This is a genomic window from Natrinema saccharevitans (genome assembly GCF_001953745.1).
GTDB classification, from domain to species: domain Archaea; phylum Halobacteriota; class Halobacteria; order Halobacteriales; family Natrialbaceae; genus Natrinema; species Natrinema saccharevitans.
The window spans coordinates 2,498,899-2,519,694 of record NZ_LWLN01000001.1; the positions used below are offsets into that span (position 1 = coordinate 2,498,899).

At 66.9% G+C, this 20,796-nt stretch carries 24 protein-coding genes; 12 read left to right on the forward strand and 12 right to left on the reverse strand.

Going from position 1 to position 20,796, the window contains the following annotated elements; translation table 11 throughout:
• Window positions 1-148: 148 nt before the first annotated feature.
• Window positions 149-775: a DUF7344 domain-containing protein gene (locus A6E15_RS12685; protein ID WP_076146708.1), complete on the reverse strand. Its 627-nt coding sequence runs from the start codon at window positions 773-775 to the stop codon at window positions 149-151.
• A gap of 428 nt (window positions 776-1,203) precedes the next feature.
• On the opposite strand from A6E15_RS12685, the gene A6E15_RS12690 reads away from it, so the two are divergent.
• Window positions 1,204-1,536 (forward strand): DUF7113 family protein, encoded by a 333-nt coding sequence (locus A6E15_RS12690; RefSeq protein WP_076146710.1) that lies wholly within the window; start codon window positions 1,204-1,206, stop codon window positions 1,534-1,536.
• Window positions 1,537-1,584: 48 nt separating this feature from the next.
• Here the strand turns inward: A6E15_RS12690 and A6E15_RS12695 are convergent, their stop codons facing one another.
• Window positions 1,585-2,862 (reverse strand): DNA double-strand break repair nuclease NurA, encoded by a 1,278-nt coding sequence (locus A6E15_RS12695; protein ID WP_076146712.1) that lies wholly within the window; start codon window positions 2,860-2,862, stop codon window positions 1,585-1,587.
• A 92-nt stretch (window positions 2,863-2,954) separates the two neighbouring features.
• Here A6E15_RS12695 and A6E15_RS12700 point away from each other — a divergent pair, with 92 nt between their 5' ends.
• The 5 genes from A6E15_RS12700 to A6E15_RS12720 all read left to right on the forward strand — a co-directional run bounded on the left by A6E15_RS12700 (window position 2,955) and on the right by A6E15_RS12720 (window position 7,953).
• Window positions 2,955-3,251 (forward strand): hypothetical protein, encoded by a 297-nt coding sequence (locus tag A6E15_RS12700; RefSeq protein WP_076146714.1) that lies wholly within the window; start codon window positions 2,955-2,957, stop codon window positions 3,249-3,251.
• 176 nt (window positions 3,252-3,427) lie between these two features.
• Entirely contained in the window at window positions 3,428-4,948 is a 1,521-nt protein-coding gene (gene gpmI / locus A6E15_RS12705; protein WP_076146715.1) for a 2,3-bisphosphoglycerate-independent phosphoglycerate mutase, read from the forward strand.
• Between the two features lie 42 nt (window positions 4,949-4,990).
• A complete protein-coding gene (locus A6E15_RS12710; RefSeq protein WP_076146717.1) occupies window positions 4,991-6,001 on the forward strand; it encodes a sodium:calcium antiporter in 1,011 nt (336 codons plus the stop codon).
• A gap of 102 nt (window positions 6,002-6,103) precedes the next feature.
• Window positions 6,104-7,396 carry an O-acetylhomoserine aminocarboxypropyltransferase/cysteine synthase family protein gene (locus A6E15_RS12715; protein ID WP_076146719.1) on the forward strand — a complete coding sequence of 431 codons (1,293 nt, stop codon included), beginning with the start codon at window positions 6,104-6,106 and terminating at the stop codon, window positions 7,394-7,396.
• A gap of 167 nt (window positions 7,397-7,563) precedes the next feature.
• Window positions 7,564-7,953, forward strand: a complete 390-nt coding sequence (locus A6E15_RS12720; protein ID WP_076146721.1) for a DUF7522 family protein — start codon at window positions 7,564-7,566, stop codon at window positions 7,951-7,953.
• On the opposite strand, the gene A6E15_RS12725 is transcribed toward A6E15_RS12720, so the two are convergent.
• A complete protein-coding gene (locus A6E15_RS12725; protein WP_076146722.1) occupies window positions 7,950-8,138 on the reverse strand; it encodes a hypothetical protein in 189 nt (62 codons plus the stop codon). The genes A6E15_RS12720 and A6E15_RS12725 overlap by 4 nt on opposite strands.
• Before the next feature lie 183 nt (window positions 8,139-8,321).
• Between A6E15_RS12725 and A6E15_RS12730 the strand changes: the two genes are divergently transcribed.
• The gene (locus A6E15_RS12730) at window positions 8,322-8,852 is read left to right on the forward strand and encodes a DUF5813 family protein (RefSeq protein ID WP_076146724.1); all 531 of its coding nucleotides are present in this window, start codon (window positions 8,322-8,324) and stop codon (window positions 8,850-8,852) included.
• A 583-nt stretch (window positions 8,853-9,435) separates the two neighbouring features.
• On the opposite strand, the gene A6E15_RS12735 is transcribed toward A6E15_RS12730, so the two are convergent.
• From A6E15_RS12735 to tmk, 4 genes are all read right to left on the reverse strand, one after another.
• Window positions 9,436-9,666 carry an Lrp/AsnC family transcriptional regulator gene (locus A6E15_RS12735; protein ID WP_076146725.1) on the reverse strand — a complete coding sequence of 77 codons (231 nt, stop codon included), beginning with the start codon at window positions 9,664-9,666 and terminating at the stop codon, window positions 9,436-9,438.
• Window positions 9,666-10,412, reverse strand: coding sequence for a potassium channel family protein (locus A6E15_RS12740; protein ID WP_076146727.1), 747 nt, complete (start codon window positions 10,410-10,412; stop codon window positions 9,666-9,668). The genes A6E15_RS12735 and A6E15_RS12740 overlap by 1 nt, the downstream gene beginning before the upstream one ends.
• 140 nt (window positions 10,413-10,552) lie before the next feature.
• Entirely contained in the window at window positions 10,553-10,783 is a 231-nt protein-coding gene (locus A6E15_RS12745; RefSeq protein WP_076146729.1) for an Lrp/AsnC family transcriptional regulator, read from the reverse strand.
• Window positions 10,784-10,852: 69 nt separating this feature from the next.
• Entirely contained in the window at window positions 10,853-11,458 is a 606-nt protein-coding gene (gene tmk, locus A6E15_RS12750) for a dTMP kinase (protein ID WP_076146730.1), read from the reverse strand.
• A gap of 99 nt (window positions 11,459-11,557) precedes the next feature.
• Here tmk and A6E15_RS12755 point away from each other — a divergent pair, with 99 nt between their 5' ends.
• The 4 genes from A6E15_RS12755 to cofG all read left to right on the forward strand — a co-directional run bounded on the left by A6E15_RS12755 (window position 11,558) and on the right by cofG (window position 15,950).
• Window positions 11,558-12,478 (forward strand): complex I NDUFA9 subunit family protein, encoded by a 921-nt coding sequence (locus A6E15_RS12755; protein WP_076146732.1) that lies wholly within the window; start codon window positions 11,558-11,560, stop codon window positions 12,476-12,478.
• A 241-nt stretch (window positions 12,479-12,719) separates the two neighbouring features.
• Entirely contained in the window at window positions 12,720-13,898 is a 1,179-nt protein-coding gene (locus A6E15_RS12760) for a tubulin/FtsZ family protein (protein ID WP_076146733.1), read from the forward strand.
• A 160-nt stretch (window positions 13,899-14,058) separates the two neighbouring features.
• Window positions 14,059-14,730: a 2-phospho-L-lactate guanylyltransferase gene (gene cofC / locus A6E15_RS12765; RefSeq protein ID WP_076146735.1), complete on the forward strand. Its 672-nt coding sequence runs from the start codon at window positions 14,059-14,061 to the stop codon at window positions 14,728-14,730.
• A gap of 59 nt (window positions 14,731-14,789) precedes the next feature.
• Window positions 14,790-15,950: a 7,8-didemethyl-8-hydroxy-5-deazariboflavin synthase subunit CofG gene (cofG, locus tag A6E15_RS12770; RefSeq protein ID WP_076146736.1), complete on the forward strand. Its 1,161-nt coding sequence runs from the start codon at window positions 14,790-14,792 to the stop codon at window positions 15,948-15,950.
• Window positions 15,951-16,025: 75 nt separating this feature from the next.
• Here the strand turns inward: cofG and A6E15_RS21015 are convergent, their stop codons facing one another.
• The 3 genes from A6E15_RS21015 to A6E15_RS12780 form a co-directional block, all read right to left on the reverse strand.
• Window positions 16,026-16,175 (reverse strand): hypothetical protein, encoded by a 150-nt coding sequence (locus A6E15_RS21015; RefSeq protein WP_175607255.1) that lies wholly within the window; start codon window positions 16,173-16,175, stop codon window positions 16,026-16,028.
• A 480-nt stretch (window positions 16,176-16,655) separates the two neighbouring features.
• Entirely contained in the window at window positions 16,656-17,114 is a 459-nt protein-coding gene (locus A6E15_RS12775) for a nucleoside deaminase (protein ID WP_076146738.1), read from the reverse strand.
• A gap of 46 nt (window positions 17,115-17,160) precedes the next feature.
• Window positions 17,161-17,919, reverse strand: coding sequence for an SDR family NAD(P)-dependent oxidoreductase (locus tag A6E15_RS12780; RefSeq protein WP_076146739.1), 759 nt, complete (start codon window positions 17,917-17,919; stop codon window positions 17,161-17,163).
• Between the two features lie 112 nt (window positions 17,920-18,031).
• Between A6E15_RS12780 and A6E15_RS12785 the strand changes: the two genes are divergently transcribed.
• A complete protein-coding gene (locus A6E15_RS12785; protein WP_076146741.1) occupies window positions 18,032-18,673 on the forward strand; it encodes a cyclase family protein in 642 nt (213 codons plus the stop codon).
• 151 nt (window positions 18,674-18,824) lie between these two features.
• Here A6E15_RS12785 and A6E15_RS12790 read toward each other — a convergent pair whose 3' ends face one another.
• Window positions 18,825-19,250, reverse strand: coding sequence for a DUF7522 family protein (locus tag A6E15_RS12790; protein ID WP_076146743.1), 426 nt, complete (start codon window positions 19,248-19,250; stop codon window positions 18,825-18,827).
• A gap of 164 nt (window positions 19,251-19,414) precedes the next feature.
• The gene (gene cofH, locus A6E15_RS12795; RefSeq protein ID WP_076146744.1) at window positions 19,415-20,794 is read right to left on the reverse strand and encodes a 7,8-didemethyl-8-hydroxy-5-deazariboflavin synthase subunit CofH; all 1,380 of its coding nucleotides are present in this window, start codon (window positions 20,792-20,794) and stop codon (window positions 19,415-19,417) included.
• Window positions 20,795-20,796: the final 2 nt, after the last annotated feature.

A 20,796-nucleotide genomic window follows, 5' to 3' on the forward strand; every position in this document is an offset into this window, starting at 1 on the left:
ACGGTCGAGGCCCGCTTACAGGTTCCGGATGTCGCGGCCGGCAGTACCGAGCGGGGAGCGACGAAACGCCGCTCGACGCCGGGAAAGCAATCGGTACGCAGTAGAGACGGCGAGAAACGGTCGGGATCGGACGCGGCCGAATCGGCGGTTACTGGACGATCGAGACGGCGTCGTCGTATCGGGTCACCAGCCCCGACTCGGGGTCGTAGTTGAGGACGCCGACCGCCGCCATCGCGGGGAAGTGGGAGTGATGCAACGCGATCGCCGCGCGGTCGGGGTCGGCGAAGGGGCCGCCGTCGGGGGTAGCGAGTCGGCCCGCCAACTGCTCGACCGACTGCGGACGGTCGCCGTCGGCGAGGACCGACAGCAGGCGCATCCGGACGGGGTCGACGAGCGTCTCGAGCAGTTCCGCGCCGTCGCCGTCCCCGCAGAGATCGAGCAACACCGTGAGGTCGGCGGGGTGAACCGGCGACTCGTCGACGAGCGCGACGCCGTCCCCGTCCCACTCGAGGACGTCGTAGTCCGCGAGCCGCGGCAGGTGGTTGTGGACGAGGCTGACCCGAACCTCGCGTCGCCCCCGGTCAGTGTCGTCCGTCGCGGCCCGCTCGAGCAGTTCGGTCGTCAGTTCCGACAGGGAGAGTCGCGTCTCGTGAGAGCCGAGAATCTCGAGGACGCGGAGCCGACGGGGATGGCGAAGGACCTCGTAGCACTCCGTCGGGACGGTCGCGAGTGGGTGGGATACGTCGTCGCCGCCGAGGTGAGCGTCCGAACTCATTACCCACACCAACCCCTGCAACGGGGATAAGCCCGTTTCCAAAACGATTTGGGACGCAAGTCAGCTGTTACTCCCGCAACCTCGTAGTAATAGGTTGAGACGCCCGAAAACGGCAGGGAAGGCGGACCTGTGGTGAAAATACGAGTCTATGGGTTCAAAAACTACCGCAGCGATAGTTGATTCACGAACCGGCTACTGTCGATCGATCGGAACGGTAGGTGAGTATTACGGCGTTCGGACCGAAGTCAGTGTCACCGCATCACATAATTACTACCCTAGTAACAGACTTATAAGACGGGTCGACCCACAAGCGGTCGCTCGAGGCCCGACTCTCGGCCGACCGCTCGCGAGGGGCGGACGGCGCTCGGGTAAACAAGTACGAATCCCGATGCGTCGTGTTTTTGCCGCCACGAGCCCTAGAGTCGGTCATGTTACTGGTACGCGGTCGCGCGGGCGGAACGGAACTCACCGGGACGCTGTACGAACGGGGTGAGCGGGCCCCGACCTTCAGCGGTGCGCCCGACGAGGACGCCGCGTACGTCTGGGTCTGTGACGAGTTCTACGAGGTCGACAGCGGCGGAACGACCCAGCTGGTCGACGGCCGGGAGGTCAACCTCGCCTTCGAGTCGCCGATGCCGCGGGGGTTCGATACCCGCGAGCAGGCCCTCGAGGGAGCCAAGGAACACATTCGGACGCAGTTCGCCCGGATCGGCGTCGATCCCGAAGACGTCGACCTCGAGGTCGAGAAAAGCGACGGCTAGCGCCCGCTCGATCGGACCGACGGGCGAGCCCCGAGGCGCGAGACCTCGTCAGTAGGGCTGCTCGTCCCACCGATGGTCGTCGTACGTTCGATCCTGTGCGGCGTCGAACCGCTCCTCGAGGGTGTCCCGGAGCGACGCCTTCTCGGCGTTGCTGATCCGGGCGAGTTCGTCGGCCTTCTCGACGATGGTCGGCGGGCCGTGGGCGACGGCGACGTCCTGTAACAGCTGCATCGTCAGCCGCTCGCGGGTGTCGGGATCCTTCGTGAACGCGTAGGGGGCCTCGATCCGGTACAGCAGGTCGTCGCGGGGGTCGTAGATCACGAAGAACGTAACCTCGTAGGCCGCGCGCTCGAGGCGGCGTTCGACGCCGAGGGCGTCGCCGTCGGTCGACAGCGGCCGATCGACGCCGCCCCGCGATCGGAACCAGTTGGTGTAGGAAAGCGCCGAGTCGTCCCGCTCCCAGCGGTCGCCGTCGACGTCGTCGACGTACTCGCCGCGCTCGAGTAGACGGGTGAACAGCGCCGAATCGTCGGCCCACGGGACGCTGACGTCGACGTCGCGGTTCGACTTGAGCGAGCGCGTGATGACCCGCGTCGCGGGGTTCTTGACGAAGCCGACCAGCGGCACCGAGCGGTTGACGAACTCCTCGACCAGCCGGACGTAGTTCTCGAGTACCGTCGTCGGCCGGGGGTCCTCGAGCAGGAAGTCCGCGAGGTCGGGGTGTTGGTCGGCCCAGCGCAACAGGCCGCGGGGGTAGAGCGGGCCGTCGAGGACGAGCAGGTCCGAGACCGCGTCGGCGTGGTCGCGGGCGTGTTTGCTCTCGGCGAGATAGAGCGCCAGCGCGTGGACGACCCCCTCGGCAAAGCGCGGCAGCGGCGGGACCTTGACGGCCCGGCTCCGGCTGTATCCCGCGTCGAATTTCCCCCAGGACTCGTCGACGGTCATCGTCTCGTCGTTGGAGTGGACCGTCATCACGGTCGTCCGCGACCGGTGGAGGTCGAGGTCGCTCGGGGTGGCGCTCATCGCCGCCTGCGCGATGTCGATCACGAGCCCGTTCTTGAACGTCGTCGGATTGATCGTCCCCGCGTCGAGGCCGTGTTCGGTCGGAAACTCACGGTCGCGCAAGGCGACGGCCTCGCAGTCGACGAGCCGTCGCGCTCGGTCCGCAAGCGGCTCGAGGATCGGCCGTCCGTCGACGACCAGCGGGTCGAGAAACTCCTCCCAGACGGTCTCGGCGAAGGCGCGGCGGTCGCGTTCGTCGGTCCCGTGGTCGATCCGTCCGGCGAGTCGCGCGATACCGTCGAAGTGGACCGGATCGAGCGTCATGCACGGTGGGACCGACCCGACCGGGAAAAAGCCAGTGGTCACAGCGGCGCAGACGTTCACTCGAGCCCGTGTAAATTACTATCAGAAAGCGTATGTATGGGCGGTTCGAGGGTCGGCATATCTCGATGTCCGAGCGAGAGTCGGCGGCGGTCGACCGCGGGGACAGCCCAGTCAACTGGCGACAGACCAGCTCCGGCGTCACCCTCTACGAGGAGGGCAACGCCGACGCCTGGATCCACGCCGAGTTCGAGGCCGGAGTCGATCCCGAACACCGGCTGTTCATGGTCTGTGACGAGTGTGGCGCGGTGTTCGCCCAGCGGAGCAAACCCGGCAACGGCACCGTCTGTGGCGACTGCGGCACGGCGTTCGATCACGCCACGCGGGACTGATCGAACGGGCGCGGACCGCTCGAGCGACGCTCCGAGTCGAGGCGGGACGGGTGCGGACGGCGTCCGCTCGAGTCGGCTCCGTCGACTGGCACTGTTCTGAGTGGTCCGTCGAAACCGGCGTCGTGGCGACGGCGAACAACGACAGCTAGTTACGGGACGCCGAGTTGCGATTTCGTATGGAAGCTGCGCTGATCGTCCTCGACGGCTGGGGACTCGGTGACGGCGGCAGAGACGCGGTCGCGGCGGCCGAAACGCCGGTCTTCGACCGGCTCGCGGAATCGGGTGCGTACGGCGGACTCGAGGTCGCGGGCCGACGCGTCGGGCTCCCGGAAGGCCAGATGGGCAACAGCGAGGTCGGCCACCTCAACATCGGTGCGGGACGGGTCGTCTATCAGGAGTACACCCGCATCTCGGACTCGATCGCGGACGGCTCCTTCCGCGAGAACGACGCGATCAACGCGGCCTTCGACCGCGCCCGCGAGAACGACGGTCGCGTCCACTTCGTCGGCCTCGTCAGCGACGGCGGCGTCCACTCGGACCAGGAACACCTGCACGCGCTGATCGAACTCGCGGGCGACCGGGACGTGGAGGCGGTCACCCACGCGATCACGGACGGCCGCGACACCTCGCCGACCGGCGGGCGGGCGTCTCTCTCGACGCTCGAGGACGTCGTCGACGACCACGGCACCGGCCACGTCGCGACGGTGTCGGGCCGCTACTACGCGATGGATCGCGACCAGAACTGGGAGCGGACGAAGCGAGCTTACGACGCCATCGTCGACCGCGAGGCAGAGTGGACCGCCGAATCGGCCGTCGAGGCCGTCGAGGCCTCTTACGGGCGGGACGTGACCGACGAGTTCGTCGAGCCGACGCTGATTCGGGACCAGCCCGCGCTCGAGGACGGCGATTCGGTCGTCTGGTTCAATTTCCGCTCCGATCGAGCGCGGCAGCTAACCCGGATGCTCGCTGACATCCGGCCGGAGGACTGGGCCGACGAGGTCGAGACCAGCCCACCGGACGCCGAGGTCGTGATGATGACCCAGTACGACAAGACGTTCGACCTCCCCGTGGCCTACCCGCCGAACCAGCCCGAGCAGGTGCTGGGCGAGGTACTGGCCGACGCGGGCCGAACCCAACTGCGGATCGCCGAGTCCGAGAAGTACGCCCACGTCACCTACTTCCTGAACGGCGGCCGCGAGGTCGAGTTCGACGGCGAGATCCGGGAGATCGTCGAGAGCCCCGACGTGCCGACCTACGACCTGCAGCCGGAGATGCGCGCGCCCGAAGTCACCGACACGGCGATCGACGCGATTACGGCCGACGATCCGGACGTCCTCGTCCTCAACTACGCCAACCCCGACATGGTCGGCCACACGGGCGACTACGAGGCCGCGATCGAAGCCGTCGAAGCCGTCGACGCGCAACTGGGTCGGCTCGTCGAGACGCTCGAGGACGCCGGCGCGCACGTCCTGATCACCGCCGATCACGGCAACGCCGATGATATGGGAACCGAGGACGACCCCCACACCGCCCACACGTACAACGAGGTGCCGCTGATCTATCTCTCCCCCGACGGTACCGACGGGGGCCGAACCGTCCGCGAGGGCGGCACGCTCGCCGACATCGCACCCAGCATCCTCGAGGTCATCGGCCTCGAGCAGCCGCCGGAGATGACCGGCGAGTCGCTGCTCGAGTAGTCCGTCGATCGTTTTATCAGTCGCTCGTCTGAACGGGCCGTCATGTTCGCGGTCGCGACGCTGTTGGGACTGGCCGCCGTCGGCACGGCGATCGTCTGGAAAGGCAGTAGCTGGCTCGAGGACTCGGCGAACAAGCTCGCGATCGCGTACGGGCTGCCGGCGATCGTTCAGGGTGCCGTCATCGCCGCTGTCGGCTCGAGTGCGCCGGAACTGGCGAGCGTGTTGCTCGCGACGCTGGTACACGGGGAGTTCGAACTCGGGGTGGGATCGATCGTCGGCTCGGCGGTGTTCAACCTCCTCGTGATTCCGGGGCTCGCGGTCGTCGTCGCCGACGGCGGAGTCGACACGACGCGAGAACTGGTCTACAAGGAGTCGCTGTTCTACATGCTCGCGGTCGCGGCGCTGTTGTTGACGTTCTCGCTGGCGGTCATCTACAACCCCGCCGACGCGGCCGGCGGCCACATCGGCGGCGTCGTCTCGAGACCGCTCGCCCTGTTCCCGCTCGCCCTGTACGGACTCTACCTGTTCACGCAGTACTTGGACGCCGCGGAGTCCGAGCAGCGAGCGGACGGATCGATCGCGATCGCACGCACGTGGTTCTGGTTCGTCGTCGGGCTGGCGTTCATCGTCGTCGGCGTGGAGGCGCTCGTCCGGGCGGCGATCGGGCTGGGAGAGGCCTTCGGGACCCCCTCCTTTCTCTGGGGGATGACCGTCGTCGCCGCCGGCTCGAGTCTGCCGGATACGTTCGTCAGCCTGACGGCCGCGCGGGCCGACCGACCGACGGTCACGCTGGCGAACGTCCTTGGCAGCAACACGTTCGACCTGCTCGTGGCCGTGCCGGTCGGCGTCGTCGTCAAGGGGGCACTGACCGTGAACTTCGCCAATATCGTCCCGATGATGGGGTTCCTCGTCCTGGCGACGGTCGCGTTCTTCGCGATTTCCCGAACCGGGATGGTCCTCACCAGACGCGAGGGGTGGCTGCTCTTGGGGCTGTACGGAGCGTTCGTCTGCTGGCTGCTCGTCGAAAGCCTCGGCGTCGTCAGCGTTCTCTGATACGGCCCGCTGTCACTGGGTCCCGGAGCGACCGCGCCGTTGCTCGCCCGCCGAAACCACACGTCTAGTGGTTTTACTTAGGCCGCCTGCGACGGGGCGGGTATGAGCGACGATTCAGACTCCGAGGGGAACCGATTCGCCACGGACAGCGTCCACGCCGGACAGGAACCCGATCCGACGACCGGGGCCCGCGCGCCGCCGCTGTATCAGACCACCTCCTACGAGTTCGACGACACCGGCCACGCCGCCGCCCTGTTCGGCTTAGAGGAGACGGGGAACATCTACTCGCGGATCATGAACCCGACGAACGCGATGTTAGAGGAACGCATCGCGACGCTCGAGGGGGGCGTCGGTGCCCTCGCGACCGCGTCGGGGATGGCCGCGTTCGATCTGGCGACCTTCATCCTCGCCGACGTCGGCGACAACATCGTCTCCTCGTCGGCGCTGTACGGCGGGACCTACACCTACCTCACCCACACCGTCGCAAAACGCGGCGTCGAGACCACGTTCGTCGACACGCTGGACTACGAGGCCTACGCCGAGGCCATCGACGACGACACCGCGTTCGTCCACCTCGAGACGATCGGCAACCCCGCCTTGGTGACGCCGGATATCGAACGCATCGCCGACATCGCTCACGATCACGACGTGCCGTTGTTCGTCGACAACACCTTCGCGACGCCGTATCTCTGCCGGCCGCTCGAACACGGCGCGGACCTGGTCTGGAACTCCACGACCAAGTGGATCCACGGCGCGGGTTCGACCGTCGGCGGGGTCCTCGTCGACGGCGGCTCCTTCCCCTGGGAGGACGGCGACTACCCCGAGATCACCGAGCCGAATCCGGCCTATCACGGCATCAACTTCCGCGAGGCGTTCGGCGACGCGGCGTTCGCCTTCACCGCCCGCACCCGCGGGCTGCGCGACTTGGGCAACCAGCAGTCGCCGTTCGACGCCTGGGTCACGCTGCAGAAACTCGAGTCCCTGCCGCTGCGCATGGAGAAACACTGCGAGAACGCCATGGCCGTCGCGGAGTACTTAGAGGACCACGAGAAGGTCTCGTGGGTCAACTACCCCGGCCTCGAGAGCCACGAGACTCACGAGAACGCCGAAAAGTACCTCGAGGGCGGCTACGGCGGCATGATCACCTTCGGCCTCGAGGGCGGCTACGACGCCGCCGAGACGGTCTGTAACGAGGTGAACCTCGCGAGCCTGCTGGCAAACGTCGGCGACGCGAAGACGCTGATCATCCACCCCGCGAGTACGACCCACCAGCAGCTCACCGAGGAGGAGAAGCTGGCAAGCGGCGTCACCGACGACCTCGTGCGGCTCTCGGTCGGGATCGAGGACGTCGACGACGTGATCGCGGACCTCGATCGCGCGATCGAGCAGGCGTAAGCGACCGCCGCTGCGGCCGACCGGCGTTTTCACTGCGCCACGGCTATCGTAGCCGCTGAAAGTCATTGCACACCTGATCGCACGACAGCGTTGCGATCAGTGTGTGAATCGTTTCAGCGGCTACGATAGCCCCCGCGGTTAAGGGATCGGCGTTCGACTGGTCGGACATGGCAACCGGGATACTCACAGACGATGCGGCGGAGCAGATCGTCGCGACCTGTCGGACGGCCATCGGCGACAGTCTCCGGTCGGTCACCTACTTCACCCGTGACGACTTCGAGCAGGTCTACCTGCGGGAGGACCTCGAGCGCGACGCCGACCTCTCGACGTTCATCGGCCACGAGTGGCGCGGCTTCAAGACGACTCAGACAGCCTACGAGGGGTCGGAGCTGGGCGGGTACGACTACACGATCCGGGTCTTCGAGAACGGGTTTCTCATCCGCGTAACGAACGACAGCGAGGGGGTCTTCGCCACGACTGACGGCCTCACGGTCAAGGACTTCGAAGAAGTCGCGACGGCGCTCGATACGTTCCTCAGCGAGCGCGAAATCGACTAATCCGCGCTCGAGTCGTCGGCGTCGGTATCGTCGGCCTCGGGACGGTCGTCCGCGTCCGCATCGGCGTCGGCATCCGCCCCGTCGCTGTCGTCGCCGCCGATCGGCAGGCCGGAACCGCGGTCACCGTCCGTCCCGAGGAGACGAGCGAACCGACGGCGATCGGCGGCGTGTCTATCGAGACTCATGCCGACGACAGATGGGGGTCTCCCTTGTAGTAATAGGGGCCGTTTGCGCTCGAAACGCCGCGCTTCCCGGGTGAAACGATCCCCGCGCAGTCGTGCGATTTCGCTCGAAACGGTCGCCGACGTGTCGAACGCGCCGCGTCGGACAGCGTAACACCCTTTTCCGCCACGCCCGTTGGTCCCCCAATGACCGACTGTCCCAATCCCGTCGCCGACGCGCTCGCGTCCCACGACGCGTTTACGGCCCGCGAAGACGCCTACGACCTCGAGACGACCGTCTTCGAAACGACTGTCACGGCCGACGAGGCCGACGGAAAACGCGACGGCCGGTTCGCGATCACCGTCGTCCTCCCGACGCTGGACGCGGCCGTCGCCGACGAAGTCGTCGCGCCTCCCGTCGAGGACGGCTGGTTCGAAACGCTCGAGCGACGGCTCGCGGACGTCTTTACCGTCGCCCACACGGACACCCACGACGAGCCGGTCGTCGAACGCGACGACAACGAAGTCAGGGTCCGCCTCGAGTACACCGCCTGGGACGCCGCCGAGGGCGTCGCGGACGCCAAGGCCCTCATCGAGTTCGTCGAGGGCACGTTCGCACAGGGGATCATCCCCGGCTACGAGTATCAGGCCGAAGCGGCGACGCTGCTCGAGAACGCCCAGAACAGGGGCCAGCAGGCCGCGGACGGCGACGGAAATAGCGGCGGGATGCCGATGTGAACCTAAATTTTGCTCTGCGGGCCGCCGTAGGCGGCCCTCGGCAAAATTTAGTATAAAAGCCTCCTCGCTCCCGATGGTCGCTCGTCGGCCCGAGCGCACAGCGCTCGGTGAACGGCGTCGCTCGGGTTCTCCGAACCGCTCGCTCGCCGATATACTATTCGTGGAACGGTTCAGTGTAGTTTAGCAGCCGGGAGCGGGGCTCGAGCAGACGCGAGAGCCCTGCGACCCGACGGAAGAGCAAGCTCTTCCGAGCGGCGAGGGACCAAAGGTCCCTCGAGCAGTCGGCGCGAAGCGCCGACGACCTCGCGGAAGCGAAGCTTCCGCTCAGCGGGGGAAGGCAGGCCCTTACCTATACTCACCGCGAGCGACCGCAGGGAGCGAGCGGGCCGACGACTGATGTGAGTGACTGAAAGGAACGAACGGAAGGAGGAGTGCTTTTGGTCCAGCTTTTACCGAGGGACGCCGCGCTGTGCGGCAGCTCCGCTGCCGTCAGCGCGGCAGACCGTCGTTCGAGACGGCGAAGCCGTCTCGTGATCACGGAAGACGCTACGCGTCTTCCGAACGACAGCGTAAAAGGTGGATCTTAGTCCATCGCGATGTACGTCTGCGTGTCCTCGACGCCCTCGATAGCCTGAATGTGGGTGGCGGTGATCTCCTTGACCTTCGCGGGCGTCTCGACGCTGGCCTTGGCGATGAGGTCGACGTCGCCGGCGACGATGTGAGCCGACTCCACGCCCGCGATCGATTCGATGCTGTCTCTGAGCCGATCCGCCTCGCCCGTGTTCGCCTTGATCATGACGAATGCCGTAACCATCAGTTGGCACCTCCGTCGGAATCGCCCTCGAGCAGTTCGGTCGCGGCCGAACTCGTCCCCGTCCCGGCGTTGGCGGCCGCTCGTTCCGCGGTCTCGCCCACCAGCAGCTGTCGGACCTCGCTCAACACGTCGAAGTCAGCGAGGACGACGAGCCGGTCGCCGTCCTCGAGCGAGAGGTCCTCGGTCGGAATCTCGAGTGGGTCCTCGCCCTTGCCGAACGCGAGGACGGTCGCGTCGGCTGGCAGGTGCAGTTCGCTGATCGTGTAGCCGTTGACGGGGGCGTCGGCGGTGATCGTGAGTTCGACCACCTGCAGATTGGGTGCGACGTCGGCGATGGCGCGGATCGTCCCGCCCAATAAGGCGTTTTTCGCGCCGATCGCGCCGAGTCGTTCCGGGTAGATCACCTCGTCGACCTGATCGGCGTACTTGCGGTAGATGCCCTCGCGGTAGGCCTCGTCGATCCGCATCACCGTCCGACAGCCGTGGTGGTTCCCGATCATGCAGGCGGTGAAGTTGACGTTCAGATCGCCCGTCAGCGCGCCGAGAGCGTCGGCCTCGGCGATCCCGGCTTCCTCGAGGACGTCTTCGCGGGAGCCGTCGCCGTCGACGACGGTGAACCCCTGTTCACGGGCGCGTCTGCGCGTCGGCTCGTCGCGCTCGACCATCGTCACGTCGTGGTCCTCGTCGCGCAGGACGCGCGCGGTGCGCAGCCCGACCCGTCCGGCCCCGATAATCACGAACCGCATGCAGGGGGATACGCCGGCCCCGGTCAATAAGCTTGTCCCAGTTTACCATGGCACTCGTTCGGTCGGAGGACTCGAGGGCGCGATGCGAGGGCGGCGAGAAACGGCGGCTGGCCCACGAGACGGACGGCGCTCGAGCGGCCCTAGCCCATCGCGATGTAGGTCTTCGTGTCGGTGACGCCGTCGAGGGCCTGCAGGCCAGAGGAGACGGTCCGAAGAACGTCGTAGACCTCCGGGGTGTCGACCTCGGCGATGATGTCGTAGTTGCCCGCGACGATGTGGGCGTCGGTGATCGACTCGAGGTCGCCGATCTCCGCGAGCAGGCGCTCGGACTTCCCGGCGGCAGTCTTCACCATGATGAAGGCGTGGACCATCGGCGGTGTGGTACACCCTGCCACGACTAAAGCCTTTGCCCGAATCCGCCGAGACGCGGCCGTGCCCGTTCAGCGGTCGTGCGACCGCGCGTCCTCGAGCGCGTCGACGACGGCCTCGAGGACCGCATCGGGCGATCGAGTCGCGTCGACGCGGACGAACCGGTCGGGGTCGCGCTCGAGCAGGCGTTCGTAGTTGTCACGGACCGACTCGAGGTAGGCGGCGTGCTCGAACTTGTTCGTCGTGCCCGCGCGCTCGGCGGCGGTCTCGGGGTCGAGGTCGAGATAGATCGTCAAATCCGGCTCGGTCGAGAACGGCCGGTGGAGGTCGACGACGTACTCGAGGGGGTCCGCGAGGTCGTAGGCCGGGGCGTTCGCGAGGGTCGCGCCCTGGTAGGCGAAGCGGGAGTCGGAGTAGCGGTCGGAGATCACGAGGTCGCCGGCCTCGAGGGCGGGGCGGACCACCCGCGAGAGGTGGGCGGCGTGGTCGGCGGTGTAGAGGAAGAGTTCCGCGAGGGGGTCGGCATCGTCGTCTTCGATCGAGCGGTAGACGGCCTCGCCGTACCAGGAGTCGTCGGTCGGCTCGCGAGTGAACGTGGCGTCCGGATAGCGCTCGCGCAAGGCTTCCACGAGCGTCGTCTTGCCGCTGCCGTCTAACCCCTCGAGCGTGACGAGCATGCCCGGACCTCGGCGTGACGGCTACTACAATCTGTCGAGACGGCCGACCTTACTGCGTAGCCGACTAGGTATTTATCGCTCCGGGATCACGTTTCGGGTATGGAGATCCTCGTCGCCGGCGGCACCGGCTTCATCGGGACGAACCTGTGTGCGGAACTGGCCGAGCGCGGCCACAAGGTGACGGCGCTGTCGCGCTCGCCCGACGGCGGCGGGCTGGCAGACGGCGTCGAGGTCGCGATGGGCGACGTGAGCGCCTACGACTCGATCGCCGACACCGTCGCGGGCCACGACGCGGTCGTCAACCTCGTCGCGCTCTCGCCGCTGTTCAAGCCCCGCGGCGGGAAGAGCCACGAGGACGTCCACCTCGAGGGCACCGAGAACCTCGTGCGGGCCGCCGAGGCCGGCGACGTCGACCGATTCCTCCAGTTGAGCGCGCTCGGGGCCGACCCCGACGGGACGACCGCCTACATCCGCGCGAAGGGGCGGGCCGAGGCGGTCGTCCGGTCGTCCGACCTCGAGTGGACGATCGTCCGCCCCTCCGTCGTCTTCGGGGATGGCGGCGAGTTCGTCGAGTTCACGAAGGCGCTGACGACGCCGTACGTAACGGGGCTCCCCGGCGGCGGGAAGACGCGATTCCAGCCGATCTGGGTCGGCGATCTCGCCCCGATGCTGGCCGACGCGCTCGGGGACGAGGCCCACGCCGACGAGACCTACGAACTCGGCGGACCGGAGGTGCTGACCCTCGCGGACGTGACCGAACTGGCCTACGCGGCCGAGGGCAAGGAGGTGACGATCGTCCCGATTCCGATGGGGCTGGCGAAGGTCGGCCTCTCGGCGATCGGCCCGGTCCCGTTCCTGCCCTTCGGCCCGGATCAGGCGCGTTCCCTGAACTTCGACAACACCGTCGCCGACAACGACGTGACCGCGTTCGGTCGCGATCCGGCCGACCTGACGACGCTCGCCTCGTATCTCGGCCTCGCGGGAACCGGCCGCCGGGAGCGGCCGGCGGGAACTGCCTGATCGCGTGCCTCCTCGACCGGGTCGGCCCCGGTCCCGTTCGGCGGCGATCACGCCCGAAACGTAATATAAAAAACACCATTGGGCGAGGTAAAATTTCGTTCACACCTCGTAATATCGGGTGTTTCGCTGCTTCTACGCGGCGCTCTCGAGCAATAGTGTATTAATCGAGAATTTCAGATTAGCACAAGACTTATATCCTCTATCCCACTGTTACCAATCCAACGGAGCCCCCTGATAAACAATGAAGCTGGCGATGATCGGATTCGGACAGGCCGGTGGCAAAATCGTCGATCGGTTCCTCGATTACGACGATCGGACGGGAAGCGGAATCGTCCGGGCAGCGATCGCTGTCAACTCCGCGAAAGCGGACCTCATGGGCCTGGAGAATATTCCACAGGAGAATCGCGTACTCATCGGCCAGGCCCGCGTGAAGGGCCACGGCGTGGGTGCTGACAACGAACTCGGCGCGGAAGTCGCCGAGGAGGACATCGACGAGGTCCAGAACGCGATCGACGCGATCCCGACCCACGAGGTCGACGCCTTCCTCATCGTCGCCGGGATGGGCGGCGGCACCGGGAGCGGCGGCGCGCCGGTCCTCGCGAAACACCTCCAGCGGATCTACACGATCCCCGTCTACGGCCTCGGCGTCCTTCCGGGTACCGACGAGGGCGGGATCTACACGCTCAACGCGGCGCGATCCTTCCAGACGTTCGTCCGCGAGGTCGACAACCTGCTCGTCTTCGACAACGACTCCTGGCGACAGACCGGCGAGTCCGTCGAGGGCGGCTACGAGCAGATCAACGAGGAGATCGTCCGCCGCTTCGGCATCCTCTTTGGCGCCGGCGAAGTCGGCGACGGCCAGGAGGTCGCCGAGAGCGTCGTCGACTCCTCGGAGATCATCAACACGCTTTCCGGCGGTGGCGTCTCGACCGTCGGCTTCGCTTCGGAGGAGGTCGAGATGAACACGGGCGGCGGCCTCCTCTCTCGCTTTACCGGCGAAGGCGGAAGCGAGGACGACTTGGACGCCGCGAACACGACCAACCGCATCACGAGCCTCGTCCGCAAGGCCGCGCTCGGCCGGCTCACGCTCCCCTGTGAGATCGAGGGCACCGAGCGCGCCTTGCTCGTCCTCTCCGGTCCCTCCGAGTATCTCAACCGGAAAGGTATCGAACGCGGCCGCAAGTGGCTCGAGGAGGAAACGGGTAGCATGGAAGTTCGCGGCGGCGACTTCCCGCGATCGGAGCCCGAGGTGTCCGCTGCGATCTTGCTCTCCGGCGTGACCAACGTCCCCCGGATCAAGCGACTGCAGCAGGTCGCCATCGAGGCACAGGACAACATCGACGACATCCAGCAGGAGAGCGAGGAGAACCTCGAGGAACTCGTCGAGGACGACGAGGACGAACTCGAGCCGCTGTTCTAGGCCGCCGCTCTTTCGACGACCGACGGGGCGAGCGCCGCGCTCGCCGGGAGGGGACAGTCGATCGCCAGCGTTCTCGAGCGCCGATGGCCACCGTCGGCCGCCCTCGATCTTCGCTCCGACGTGTTTTTGAGGCCGCCCCGGCTACCGCAACTAGACTCACATGCGCGTCGTGGTTCCGTTCGCCGCCGAGACGCCGAAGACGCGGCTCGAGTCCGTCCTCTCCCCGGCCGAGCGCTCGGCGTTCGCCCGCGCCATGCTCGCGGACGTGCTTCGTGCGATCGTCCGCGCGGGCCACGAGCCCGCCGTCGTCTCGACCGCGCCGCTGGACCTCGCGGCGCTCGAGACGCCGGGCGAGGTCGCCGCGGCGGCGTCGCTGACGGTCGACGACCGCCCGCTGACCGAGGCGGTCAACGCTCGGCTCCCGACCGACGACGGGGCCGACCCCGTCGCCGTTGTCATGGCCGATCTCGCCCTCGCGACGCCCGACGCGCTCGAGGCCCTCACAACCGCCGCGGCCGACGTCGCGATCGCGCCCGGTCGTGGCGGCGGCACTAACGCCCTCGTCGTCGACCACCCCGCGTTCCGCGTCGACTATCACGGCCTCTCCTATCTCGACCACCGCGGGATCGCCCGCGAGATCGGCGCGACCCTCGAGACGGTCGATTCCTTCCGGCTCGGGAGCGACATCGACGAGCCTGCCGACCTCGTCGAGGTCCTCGTCCACGGCCGCGAGAGCGACCGCGCGCCCGCCGTCCTCCGCGAGTTCGGCTTCGAACTCGAGCGCCGCGACGGCCGGGTCGCCGCGGTCCGCGACGGTGGCCCGACGGCGTGACGGCCCATAGTTGCCGCGAAGTGAAGGCCTTATGTGCCGAGCCACGACAATCGGAGGTAATGGTTTCCGGGGCCAGCGAGTACGGCGTCGACGTCGCGGTCGAGGAGGGGGCCGTCGACGATCTCCTCCAGGTCAGCCCGAGCGATGTCGACGCGCCGCCGGCGCTTACGTTCTCGCGGAACGTCTTCGTGCCGCTGACGACGGCTTGTCGTTACACCTGTACCTACTGCACCTACTTCGACCCGCCGGGTCAGGCCGAGTTGCTCTCGCTCGAGGAGGTCCGCGAGATCTGTCGGCGCGGAGCCGACGCCGGCTGTACGGAGGCGCTGTTTACCTTCGGTGACGATCCGGACGACCGCTACACCGAGATTCACGCGCAACTCGAGGCGTGGGGCCACGACTCGATCCACACCTACCTGCGGGAAGCCTGCAAGGTGGCGCTCGAGGAGGGGCTGCTCCCGCACGCCAATCCGGGCGATCAGACCCGCGAGCAGATGTCCGAAGTCGCCGACGTCAACGCCAGCATGGGCGTGATGCTCGAGACGACCGCCGAGGTCGGGGCCCACGCCGGGCCGCGGCGCAAGGTGCCCGGCCAGCGCCTGCGCACCCTCCAAAACGCGGGCGAACTCGACGTGGCCTTCACGACCGGGATTCTGGTGGGGATCGGCGAAAACTGGCGCGACCGCGCCGAGAGCCTGCTTGCCATCCGGGACCTCCACGAGCGCTACGACCACATCCAGGAGGTGATCGTCCAGCCCGTGGTGGAGAACGAACGCTGGTCCGGCGGCTCGCCCGACCTCGCGACGATGCGGCAGGTGACGGCGATGGCGCGGGCCGCCTTACCCGAGGAGGTCTCGGTCCAGGTGCCGCCGAACCTCGCCCCCGCAAAGGACCTGATCGACTGCGGCGTCGACGATCTGGGCGGCGTCTCGCCGGTCACCGACGACCACATCAACCCAGAGTACACGTGGCCCGCCCTGCGCGAACTCGAGGAGATCGCCGCGAGCGCGGGCGTGCCGCTCGGCGAACGGCTACCGGTCTACGAGCGGTTCCTGCCGTCCGGCCTCCGGACCGACGGCTTCGACGGCCGACTTGCCGACGGCGCGGACGGCGACCGGGAGTGGATCTCGGAGACGATTCGGGACGCGCTCGCGGCCGACGACGCGGCCGGCAATCGGTATCGAACGGTGCTTCGGGACGGGGCCGCACCGCAGGCGTGAGTTCGCCGAACGCAAAGGAGCGAGACGCGGTGAGTCCACGGCCGTCGTCGCCTCGAATCTCGAGCCGTGAGCCGGCTACTCCCGCTCGAGGCGGTCCGGCACCGCGGCATAGCCACAGGGGGCGGCGGTGCCGTCGCCGGGGCCGCTGACGGTCACGACCCAGACGGGGCGGCCACAGTGTGGACAGTCGGGGAGCGACGACTCGATGGGGTCGTCGTCAGGCATCGTGATCACCGGTGCTTGTGGGTTGGAGTGGTGACTCGAGGGGCGTCGCTGCTCGTCGGGGTTGGTTCCACCGTCGCGCGGGACGTTTATTTAGCACCTCCGATGAGAAAAAAGAGTGGGTTCACCACGAGATGGATCCTGAAATTATAATCAGGGGCGAAGAAAACCATCGCTGTGGCGACAGTATACGCGGTTTCACGAGACTAACGCGAAGAGTGTCACAAACACACCGATACCCATGTACAGAACGTCTGTCCATACGATTGATCCTATTTGGGCTGTCAAAGACAAGATTCCAAAAAATACCGTGATCTGCAATCCAAGAACCGAGAGTATAATATCTCTATTCTCCATGTAGAGTATTATTACTTCCTTGGTGATAAATTTTCATGGTATAGATCGGAATTGCCAAGGCACTCGCGGCCGGTCCCTCGACTGCAGTTGAGATCAGTGCCGAAACTGAGGCAGTTCGTCACGCCGTCACTCGGCGAAGTAGTCCTCGTGAAGCGCCAGTCCCTCGTCCTCGAGGACCGGTCCCTCGACGATCGTCTCGGCGTCGGCGCGCTCGATCACCTCCGCGCAGGGGATCTCGATCACGCCGTCGTCCCGGATCTCGGCGAGCGAGTCGACGGACACGCTGTAGACGACTCGTCCGAGCCCGGCGTAGACGATCGCGCTCGTACACATCGGGCAGGGTTCGGTGCTGGTATACATCGTACAGGTCGCCCGTTCGCTCGGCTCGAGTTCGCGTGCGGCCCACCGAGCAAGCTTGAACTCGGGGTGGGCCGACACGTCGTCGTCAGTCAGGGTGGTGTTCTCCGCGGTCCGGACGACCGCATCGTCGACGACGAGCAGGGAACCGAAGGGCGTGTTGCCGTTCTCGACCGCCGATTCCGCGAGATCGATCGCCTGCCGCACGTACGAGTCGTCGGTTGCCATAGCGGCCGTTCGGCCGCCGGTCCCGAAACGCTTCCCCCTCGAGGAGTTACGTGCAGGAGAAGCCGCCGTCGACGACCAGCGCCTGCCCGGTGATCCAGTCGGCCTCGTCGCTGGCCAGGAACAGCATGGCGTTGGCGATGTCCTCGGGCTCGCCCAGCCGCTTGAGCGGGTAGTGACGGGACATCTCCGCTTTGGTCGCTTCCCACTCCTCCTCGGTGCGGTTCTGTCGAGGCATCGCCGTGTCGGTGACGCCCGGACAGACCGCGTTCGCCCGGACGCCGGCCGGGCCGACCTCCGCCGCGACGGTCCGCGTGAAGTTGACGACCGCCCCCTTCGACAGCGAGTAGGCACCCAGTTGCGGCGCGCCGATAACGCCCGCCAGCGACGCCGTGTTGACGATCGCGCCCGACCCCTGCTCCTTGAAGTGGGGAATCACGGCGTGACAGCCGTTCCAGACGCCCTTGACGTTGACGTCCATGACCCGGTCGCGCTCGCCCTCGGCGATCTCCTCGACCGTCGCTCGCTCGTGGCTCACGCCGGCGTTGTTCAGCATGATATCGAGGCCGAACTCGGCGACCGCCTCGTCGACGGCCGCGTGGACCGCGTCGGCGTCCCGAACGTCCAACTCGACGGCGGTGCCCGCTTGCCCCGCCTCCTCGACGCGAGCGACGGTCTCCGCGGCGCTCTCGTGATCGATGTCGGCCGCGACGATCGTCGCTCCTTCCTCGGCGAACAGTTGCGCTGCTTCCCGCCCGAGGCCGGATCCTGCACCCGTGATAAACGCTGTCTTGCCTTCGAGTCGCATACCCACACGTTATCGGGATACCGTATAATGATTGTCACCGATTCTGGACATCGACCGTCGATCGGCTCGAGGACCGAACAGCGTTATGCACCTTCGCCGACGGCTATCTCGCATGCACGTCGATCTCACCCAGCCGATCGAGACGGGGATGCAGACCTACCCAGGCGACCTCGCGGTCGCCGTCCGCCCCCACGCGACCCACGCGGCGGACGGCGCTCGCGTCTCGAGCCTCGAGTGTGGCAGTCACACCGGTACTCACGTCGACGCGCCGGCACACACCGAAGCAGACGGCAAACCGCTCGAGTCGTACCCGATCGAGCGCTTCGTTTTCGACGCGGTTCGGATCGATTGCCGCGACCTCGGGGCCCGCGAGCCGATTCCGGCGGACCGAATTCCGGACGGCGACGCCGACCTCGTGGCCTGCTGGACCGGCTGGGACGCCCACTGGGGGACCGATCGGTACCTCGATCACCCCTATCTTTCGCCCGCTGCGGCCGAGACGTGCGTCGAACGGGGCTACGACGTGGCCGTGGACGCGCTCAACCCCGATCCCACGCCGACGGACGACGCCACTGCGGACGAGCCCGAGGGGTTCCAGGTCCACCACGCGCTGCTCGGGAACGACCTGCTGATCCTCGAGAACCTGACGAACCTCGAGGCGGTCGGGGATCGGTTCGAACTCCGGGCCTACCCGATGGCCCTCGCGAGCGACGGTGCGCCGGTGCGGGCCGTCGGCGTCGAGTACATGGAATAGCAGTGCCACCCCCATCGCGCAGTTCACAGTTTCGAAGCGACGACTGCGTGGTGACGAATCGGCTACCGACGTCGTCGATAGACGCCGGGAAGCGTTCGGCCGACGCGGAGCGGCCGTTCGCTGCTCGCGACAGTCCGATCGAAGCCCGGGACTACGCGTCGCGGAGCAGTCGTCGAACGGCGGTGGCTGCGTCTTCGAACGCGTTGACGTCCATGCTATCGGTCGTCAGGAGGACTCCGGCGTCGCCCTGCAACACTCTGACGACGAAGCCGTCCTCGTGGAACCGGACGGTGAACTCGTAGGGCCCGATCTCCGACCCAGCTCCCTGGTTCGTGACCGCCGTTCGGATCGGACTCTCCGCGAACCCGACCCGCTCGAGTTCGACGAGCTGGGCCTTCGCCGGCTGAGCGTCCGCCGTTGCGTCGTAGAGCCCCTGACGGAGGTACAGGATCTCGAGCGCCGACGGCGTGAAATACACGACGCTCCTGAGAGTGTCGCCGAGGCTGGTGCGGGCGGCGCTGACGATACCGGTCGCCAGGTCGTCGTCGATTTCCGTTCTGCGTACGTCGGGGCTCATCGAACGCGATAGGCGCGGCGTGGTATCAAGCATATCGGTCGTCGCAGTCGCTCTGGGATGTCGCCCGTCGATCGTTTCGAGGACGGACCGATCACGCGGCCGACGAGCGGTCGTCGATCCCCGGCGAACTGCACCCGTTCGCCCCGCTCAGACCGTCTCCCGTCTCAGTCGTCGATCGGAACCGCCCGCTCTTCCCGTTCTTCTCGAGTCAGCAGCGGCGTCCCGTCGGCCTTCGGCCCGAGTCGAGGGCCGAAGGGCGGGTCGTCGGGGTCGATGACGCGGCGCTTCTCGTAGTCGGTCGAGCGCTCGACCGGGACGCGGCCGATCGAGGCGATCATCTCGACGTAGTCCTCGAACGAGCGGAATTCGCCGAAGCCGCCGCCGGCGCGTTTGGTGATCTCCTCCGAGAGGATCGTTCCCATGTAATCGTCGGCCCCACACGAGAGCATCTTCAACCCCTGCTCGTCGCCGTACTTGACCCACGAGGCCTGGATGTGATCGACGTTATCGAGGAACAGCCGCGAGACGGCGATCAGCAGTTCGTCCTCGTCGATACTGGCCCCGCCCGAGACCACGTCGTGTTCGTAAAGCGGCGTGTTCTGGTGGATGAACGAGAGCGGGACGAACTCCGTGATGTTGCCGGTCCGATCCTGCAAGTCCCGGATCCGTTTTAAGTGCATTGCGCGGTGGGCCTCGTTCTCGACGTGGCCGTACATGATCGTCGCCGTCATCCCCAGGCCGACGTTCGCGGCGGCCTCCATCGCCTCGAGCCACCCCTCCGTGCTGATCTTGCCGGGGCAGATGACCTCGCGGACCTCCTCGACGAGGATCTCGGCGGCGGTACCGGGAACGGTGTCGAGTCCCGCGTCCCGCAGTCGGCGGTAGACCTCCTCGTAGGACCAGTCGGTGCCCCGCCGGGCGTGGTAGGCCTCCTCCGGCGTCATCGAGTGGACGTGGACGCCGTCGACGCTCATCGCCGAGAGCTGGGCCGCGTAGGTTCCGGGGCTGGTGTCGTAGCGTTCAGGGGGTTTGTAGTTGACTTCCTTGGGATTGGGATGGGCGCCGAGGATCTCCCGATGTTCGTCGTCGAGCGCGAACGCGGGGTGCAGGCCCGAGACCGAGGTCACTTCGTAGATGCCCCGCTCGACGGCGTCGGCGACGATCTCGCGGGATTCGGCGGGCGTCTTCGTGAAGCCGGCCGTCTCGATCTCCGTGTCGCTCTCGAAGGTGTGGGCGGCGTCTTTGAAGTTGCAGAACAGACAGCCCACGTTACAGGCCGTCGTGACGTTGTTGTTCAGGTTCGCGATAAAGGTGACCTCCTCGCCGACCTGTTCGGCGCGGCGGCGGTCGGCCGCCTCGAGGACGCGTTCCTTGCGTCGTCGGTCGATGCCGTCGCTGTCCGTTCCGGTCGTGAGTAACTCGATGGCGTCGTCGACGTCGAGTCGGTCGCCGTCGAGCGCTTTCGTCAGTGCGTTCTCGAACGACTGGTCGGTCTCGGGAACGTGTTCGAACGCCAGGTCGGCCTCGGTCACCGGTCGCTCCATCG